Origin of the sequence: Paracoccus sp. PAMC 22219 (genome assembly GCF_000787695.1) — a bacterium.
Classification (GTDB): Bacteria; Pseudomonadota; Alphaproteobacteria; order Rhodobacterales; family Rhodobacteraceae; genus Paracoccus.
The window spans coordinates 1-7,434 of sequence record NZ_BBPH01000252.1 but is presented as its reverse complement, the minus strand read 5'-3'; the positions used below and the strand labels follow the sequence as shown (position 1 = coordinate 7,434).

Annotated in this window: 4 protein-coding genes; 3 read left to right on the top strand and 1 reads right to left on the bottom strand. The window is 68.5% G+C overall.

Going from position 1 to position 7,434, the window contains the following annotated elements:
• Positions 1-3,915: type I polyketide synthase (locus tag TY51_RS19720; RefSeq protein WP_156118143.1), on the bottom strand; the 3,915-nt coding region annotated here is incomplete at its 3' end.
• Positions 3,916-4,097: 182 nt separating this feature from the next.
• On the opposite strand from TY51_RS19720, the gene TY51_RS19715 reads away from it, so the two are divergent.
• The 3 genes from TY51_RS19715 to TY51_RS19705 form a co-directional block, all read left to right on the top strand.
• The gene (locus TY51_RS19715) at positions 4,098-5,495 is read left to right on the top strand and encodes a hypothetical protein (protein ID WP_042253024.1); all 1,398 of its coding nucleotides are present in this window, start codon (positions 4,098-4,100) and stop codon (positions 5,493-5,495) included.
• Between the two features lie 125 nt (positions 5,496-5,620).
• Entirely contained in the window at positions 5,621-7,198 is a 1,578-nt protein-coding gene (locus TY51_RS19710) for a GMC oxidoreductase (RefSeq protein ID WP_042253023.1), read from the top strand.
• Positions 7,195-7,434, top strand: a 240-nt coding sequence (locus TY51_RS19705) for an SDR family NAD(P)-dependent oxidoreductase (RefSeq protein WP_042253021.1), incomplete at its 3' end; no start/stop codon positions are given. The genes TY51_RS19710 and TY51_RS19705, both read left to right, overlap by 4 nt.

Sequence of the window (7,434 nt, the reverse complement as noted above, 5' to 3'; positions counted from 1 at the left end):
GGTCGACGAGAACAGCACGGTGCGCTGGACCGGATGCGACGCCAGCACCATCGCCAGGTTGCGGGTGCCGTGGACCTTGGGGGCCAGCACATCCTCGATCCCGGCGCTGGACTTGGCCAGCATCGGCGCGTCGTCGACCACCCCCGCGGCGTGGATCAGGTCGGTGATCGGACCGAGCTTTGTGCGCAGGGCGGCCACGGCGCGCGACAGCGCCTCGGCATCGGTGACGTCCGCGGCCTCGACCGCGATGGTCGCGCCGGCCGCGCGCAGGTCGCGCAGGGCGGCCATCTGGCGGGACTGACGATGGTTGTGATCGGCCGCGATGCGGGCGTCCCATTCATCCTCGGGGGGCAGGGGACGGCGCGTCAGCAATGCCACCGCCGCGCCTTGGGCACTGATATGGCGCGCCAGGGTCAGCGCGATGCCGCCCAAGCCGCCGGTGATCAGCACCGTCCGCCCCGGACCGAATGTCGGCGCGGCGTCCGGCGCGGGCAGCGATGCGGGCACCAGATGGCGCGCCAGCCGGCGTCCGTCGCGCCATGCGGCGCGGGCCGGGGGTGCCGGGTCCAGCAGATCCTCGACCAGGCGATGGGCCAGCGCGGTCTGATCGCCGCGCGTCTGCACGTCGATGCTGCGCGCCGACAGCCACGGGAATTCGCGCATGCCCACGGCCAGCGGCCCCAGGATGGTGGCCTTTTCCGGCGCCTCGATCCGTTCGGACCCCACGCGTGCCGCGTCCGAAGTGATGGCCACGAAATCGATTTCCTGCCCGCCACCCTCGTTCGCCAGCGCCCGGATCAGGTGCAGCGCGGTGTTGAACCCCTGTTCCAGATGCCGGTGGAAGGCGCTGAAGCCCGCCCGCGCGCCCTGCCGTCCGGCATCGGGCACCAGCCAGAAGCTGACGATCCGCTGCGGCAGCCGGTTCTGCGCCACCAGCGCCGCGATCAGCAGCTCGAAATCCGATGCGCCGTTTTCGGGCGCGACGATGAAATCGGATTCGCCCGTCTGCGCGAAACAGTCGCCCGGTCGCAGCCAGATCACCTCGTGTCCTGCATCGCGCAACTGCGCGCCGACGCGGGTCGCAAGGCCCGTCTCATCCGCCAGGATCAGCCAGCGTTCGGCGGCGGCGTGCGGGCGGCCGTCGGCGCCCAGTTCGATATCGGGCGCGGACAGCCGCCACGACGGACGCCATGCCCAGCCCTGCGATTCCGGGATGGCCAGCGGCGCGTCGTCGGTCGTGGCATAGGACGCGTCGGACGATGCCGGTTCGATGAAATAGCGCTTGCTTTGAAAGACATAGCCGGGAAGCGGCACGCGGCGGCGACCCTCGCCCCAGATCGGCGACCAGTCCAGCGCCAGCCCCGTGGCCGACAGGCGTGCGAATGCGTTCAGGAAGAACGCGTCGTCGTCGATCGCATGGTCGGGATGGCGCAGGGTGCTGATCACCCGGTCGGGCGCCGCGCCGTTGGCCTGCGCCAGCGCCGACATGGCGCGGCCGGGACCGACCTCGACGAACAGGCGCGCAGGGTCCTCGCGCAGCGTCGCGATGCAGCCTGCGAAATCGACATGGTGGCGCAGGTGGTCGACCCAATAGCGCGGATCGGTGGCCTGCGCGTCGGTCATCCAGGTGCCGGTACGGTTCGACAGGATCGGGATCCGCGGCGCGGACAGAGGGATGCTGCGCAAAAACGCCTCGAATTCCGGCAGGATCGGTTCCAGCATCCGCGAATGGGCGGCGATGTCGATGGCCACGCGCTGACAGTCGATGCCGCGCGCGACCAGCGTCGCCTGCAGCGCGTCGATCCGGTCGCGGGGGCCGGACACCACCGACAGGCCGGGGGCGTTGTCGCAGGCCAGGTCCAGGTCGTCGCCCGCCTCGGCCATCAGCTCTGCTGCGGGCAGCGGCACGCTGAGCATGCCGCCCGGTGCGATGCGGTCGAACAGCCGCCCGCGCAGTTCCACCAGCGCGATGCAGTCGTCGAACCCGATCACCCCGGCCAGACAGGCGGCGGTGTTTTCGCCCATCGAATGACCGGCCAGCGCCTGCGGCACGACGCCCCAGCTGATCCACAGCTGCGCCAGCGCGTATTCGACGATCATGATCAGCGGCAGCTGGACCGAGGGGCGGTTCAACGCCTCGGTCGCGGCCTGTTCCTGGCCGGGTTCGGGCAGCCACAGCGCGCGGGGGTCGCGGTCGGTCAGGCGTTCCAGAACGGTCAGGCCGCGGTCCATCCAGTCGCGGAAGACGGGCTCGGTCTCGTAGAGGCCGCGGGCCATGTGGATCGATTGCGCGCCGCCGCCGGGGAACAGGAAGGCGGGCTTGGGTGCCGCCGTCATCCGGTCGTGGTTGAAGACCCGGCGCGTGTTGCCGGTCTCCAGCAGCTCGGCGGCTTCGGTCGCGTCGGTGGCGACCAGCACGCGGCGCTTGTCGAACAGCTTGCGCCCCTGCTGCAGGGTAAAGCCCACATCGGCCAGGTTGGCATCGGGATGAGCACGCAGCCACGCGGCCAGCGCCGCCGCGTTGGCATCCAGCGCGGCACGCGTGCGGCCCGACACGATCAGCGGCTGGACCGGCCAGTCGGAGGGTTCGGACGCCGGGGCAGGGGGGGCCTCCTCGACCACGACATGCGCGTTGGTGCCGCCCACGCCAAGCGAGTTCACCGCGGCCCGAGCCGGACGGCCCGGATGCGCGGGCCATGGCTCTCGCGCGGCGACCACGTGGAAGGGGGTCGACTCGAAATCGATGACCGGGTTCGGCGCCTCGTATCCCAGGCTAGGCGGGATTTCGCGGTGGTGCAGCGACAGCGCGACCTTGATCAGTCCGGCGGTCCCCGCGGCGGTGTCGGTATGGCCGATATTCGTCTTGACCGACCCGATGCCGGTCCGGCCGCCGCCCTGACCCAAGGCAAAGGCCTCGGCCAGGGCCGCAACCTCGATCGGGTCGCCAAGGCTGGTGCCGGTACCGTGGCATTCGACGTAATCGATGGTCGAGGGGTCGACCCCCGCGATCAGATGCGCCTCGGCCATGGCCGCCGCCTGACCCTCGACCGAGGGGGCCAGATAGCCGGCCTTGGCCGAGCCATCATTGTTGATCGCGCTGCCCCGGATCACCGCCCAGATGTGATCGCCGTCCGCAATGGCGTCCGACAGGCGGCGCAGCAGCACGACCGCCGCGCCGCTGCCGAACACCGTGCCTTGGCTGCGGTGATCGAAGGCGCGGCAATGGCCATCCGGCGACAGGATCTCGTTCGGTTTGTAGATATATCCGCGCCCCTGCGGCAGTTCGATCGTGACGCCCCCGGCAAGGGCCGCGTCGCAATCGCCCGACAGCAGCGCCTGGCAGGCCGAATGGACCGCCACCAAAGATGTGGAGCATGCCGTCTGCACCGACACGCTTGGCCCGCGCAGATCGAAGATGTGGCTGACGCGGGTGGACAGGAAATCCTTGTCGTTGCCGGTATGGCGCAGCAGGAACATGCCCGTTTCCTCGACCAGGTCGCGGTTCGAGCAGATGTTGACCGAGAAATAGCTGCCCATCCCGCAACCGGCCCAGACCCCGACCGCGCCCAGACTGTCGGGCCGGTGCCCGGCATGGTCCAGCGCATGCCAGCAGGTCTCCAGGAACTTGCGGTGCTGGGGGTCCATCACCGCCGCGTCCTTGGGGCTGAGGCCAAAGAATTCCGCGTCGAAATGGTCGAACCCGTCAAGCCGCGCGGCAAAGGGAACGTATTCGGGGTGGCTGATCCGCGATTCCTTTTCCCCGGCGGCGCGCAGCTCCTCAGGTGTCAGGTGGATGATCGATTCGACCCCGTCGCGCAGGTTCTGCCAGTACTGCTGGGGGTCGGACGCGCCGGGAAGATCGACCCCAAAGCCCACGATGGCGATGTCACGCATGTTGATCGGCGTATCGGTCAAGCCCGTCTTCCTTGTTCTTCCGGACCACAACCCTGCGCAGAGTGCGCTCTGTGGTCCACCACTGAAACCTTACAACGGGATGATTATCAAAGGTGACGGGATGTTGCATGGGAATTTACACTAATTCCTGTGGATTCACGTCATCGTTCCCCTTAAGCGTGACTTTCAAGCTGGGAGAAGACATGGGCAACAGTCTGTCGCTGATCATGTTGGCAGCGTGGCCAGCCGTGGCGGCGATGCTGTTCTCGCGGCTGACGCCCCGCCAGGCGCTGATCTGGGTGCCGCTGCTGGGCTATCTGCTGCTGCCGCCGGTGGTGGGAATCGACCTGCCGCTGCTGCCGCCGCTGGACAAGCACGCGATCCCGGCCCTGTCGGCGCTGCTGGGGGCGGCGATGTTCCGTGACCGCTTTCCCATGCCCTGGATCCGGCTGGAGGGTTGGGTCGTCACCCTGACCGTTCTGGCCCTGGTCACCCCGACGCTGACGGTGGCCACCAACCCCGAACCGCTGATCGAAGGGATCACCTTTCGCCCCGGCCTGGGGCTGTTCGACGCACTGAACGGCACCATCAACACCGGGCTGACGCTGGTGCCGTTCCTGCTGGGATACCTGGTCCTGTCATCGACCGATGGAATCCGGGCATGGATGGTGGCCCTGACGCTGGCAACGCTGGCCTATTCCATTCCGATGCTGCTGGAGATCAGGGTCAGCCCGCAGCTGAACGTCTGGATCTACGGCTTTTTCGCCCATGATTTCAGTCAGACGATCCGCTATGGCGGCTTCCGGCCCATGGTGTTTCTGGAACACGGGCTGTGGGTCGCGATCCTTGTCGTGACCGGGGTCATCTGCGCCGCCGTGGCGCTGCGCGACGGCAACGCGCAGGCCCGGACGCGCAACATCGCCGTGTTGGCCTATCTGCTGGTGGTGCTGGTGCTGTGCAAAAGCGCGGCGTCGATCATCTATGGGCTGCTGCTGGTGCCTATGGTCCTGATGACACCGCCGCGCCTGCAGGTCCGGATCGCCGCGGTTCTGGCGGGTGTGGTGATGATCTACCCGCTTGGCCTGTGGCTGGGCGTGATGCCGACCGATATGATTCGCGACTTTGCGCTGTCGATGGACGGCGAACGCGGGCGGTCGCTCGAGTTCCGGTTCATGAACGAACAGGTCCTGCTGGACCGCGCCTCGCAAAAGCCGCTGGCGGGCTGGGGCGGGTGGGGCCGCAACCTGGAGGTCGATCCGATCTCGGGGCAGTTCACCAGCGTCAGCGACGGATATTGGGTGGTGGTGATGACTATCAGCGGTATCGTGGGCTATCTGTCGATCTTTGGTCTGCTGTGCGGGTCGGTGATCCGCCTGTGGCTGGCCACGCGGTCGGGTCCGGTCGACCGCTGGACCGCCGGATTGGCGCTGATCATGGCGGCAAGCCTGGTGGACCTGATCCCCAACGCGACTGTCACACCCCTGACCTGGATCAGCGCCGGTGCTCTGGCCGGGCTGGCCGCGCGCGGCATGCCTGTGACCGCGGGCAAGACGGCGCCTGCCCCGGCCGCCAGCCGCGCGATGAAGACGGTGATCGGATGATCTTACAGGCGCATACGGATAGTGCGGCGTTCGCGGTGGTGGCGCATGGGGCGATCCTGGGGCAGACTTGCCCTGTGGCGGCCCCCCGGCCCCCGGCCTTTCCCATCCCAGACTGTCGAGGGCACGTGGACGATATCCTGAACAGATCCTGGGACGTCATCATCGTCGGTGCCGGGCTTGGCGGCGGCCTGTGCGGCCGTGCCTTGGCCGAGGCCGGCCTATCGGTGTTGTTCGTGGAAAAAGGTTCCAGCAGCCCGCGCCTGGCCGAGAACGGCCAGGAATGCGATTATGACGACCCCTTTGCGCGGCAGATGTTCGGGTGCTGGCCGGTCCCGGTGGAATCGACTGTCGACGGTGACACCTCGGTCGGTTGGGGCGCGCAGGGCGTGGGGGTCGGCGGCACCTCGGTCTTCTACGCCGCGGCGATGGAACAGCCCGAGCGCCATGACATGGAATCGGTCCCGGACCTGCCGCACCCGACCGGTGGCTGGCCCGTCGGATATGACGAATTTGCGCCTTGGTACGACCGTGCGCGCGACGTGATGGCCGTCAACGGCAGTCAGGACCCTTTGGGCGAACCGGCAGCCCCCCTGGCCGCCCCGCGTCCCCTTGCCGGGCGCGACGAGGCCTTGGGCCAGGCGCTGACAAAGGCGGGACTGCACCCCTATCGCGCGCATCTGGGCATCCGCCAGCTGGAGGGGTGTCGCGAATGCATTGGCCGCAAATGCCCCCGCGACTGCAAGATGGACGGCCGGTCGGCGGGCGTGCTGCCCGCCCTGGCCACCGGCCGCGCCGCGGTGCTGGACAGCACCGATGCCCTGTCGCTGCAGGGCGATGCCGGGACCGTCACCCACCTGCGCGTGCGCCGCGCCGGGGTCGAGCATCTGCTGTCGGCGCGGGCCTTCGTGCTTGCCGGGGGCAGCCTGTCGTCGCCGCGCCTGCTGCTTGCCTCGACCACCGATTACTGGCCCGAGGGTTGCGGCAATTCCAGCGGCTTGGTCGGGCGGGGGCTGATGTTCCACATCAACGAACGCATCGCCATCTGGCCGCCGCGCAACGCACCCGTCAGCGCGCCGGGCCCGCTCAAGACCTTCTCGCTGCGCGACCTGTATCGGGACGGGCCGCACCGAATGGGGCTGTTCCAGTCCCTGGGCCTGCCCGCCGATTACGGCAACATCCTCTATGTGCTGCGCCAGCGCTATCAGGCCTCGCCCCTGCGCCACCTGCGGATCGGGTACGAACTGCTGCGCCTGCCCGCGCTGACCGCGGCTAAGGTGCTGGGCGATGCCCGCGTCTTTGCCGGCATCCTGGAGGATCTGCCGGATGAGGATAACCGCGTCCGCCACGACCCCGCCCGCCCTGACACGATCATCTATGAATACCGCATGTCAGACGAGCTGCTGGCGCGTCGGTCGCGGTTCCGCAAGCTGCTGAAGCGGCGCCTGCGTGGGGTGCGGTCGCTGTGGCTCAGCCATGCGCCGGAGCTGAACGTCGCCCATCCCTGCGGCACGCTGCGCTTTTCGGACGACCCGCGCCGGGGCGTTCTGGACCGCGATTGCAGGGCGCATGACCTGGACAACCTGTTCGTGGCCGATGCAAGCTTCATGCCCAGTTCGACCGGGGTGAACCCGGGCATGACCATCGTGGCGAACGCCTTGCGGGTCGCCGATGCCATGGCGAAACGCCTGAAGGCCGCGCCATGACCCAAGTCGCCGTCATCACCGGAAGCAGCACGGGCCTGGGTCAGGCACTTGCGCGGCAGCTGTCGTCGCACGGCGTGACGGTCCGCGGCATCTCACGCAAGCACCGCCCGGCCGAGGGGCTGTTCCAGACGCTGCAGGGCGACGTCACCGACGCCCAAGCCATGCGCGATCTGGCCCGCAGGGTCGAGGCAGAGGTCGGCCCGATCACCATCCTGATCCACGCCGCCGCCATCCAT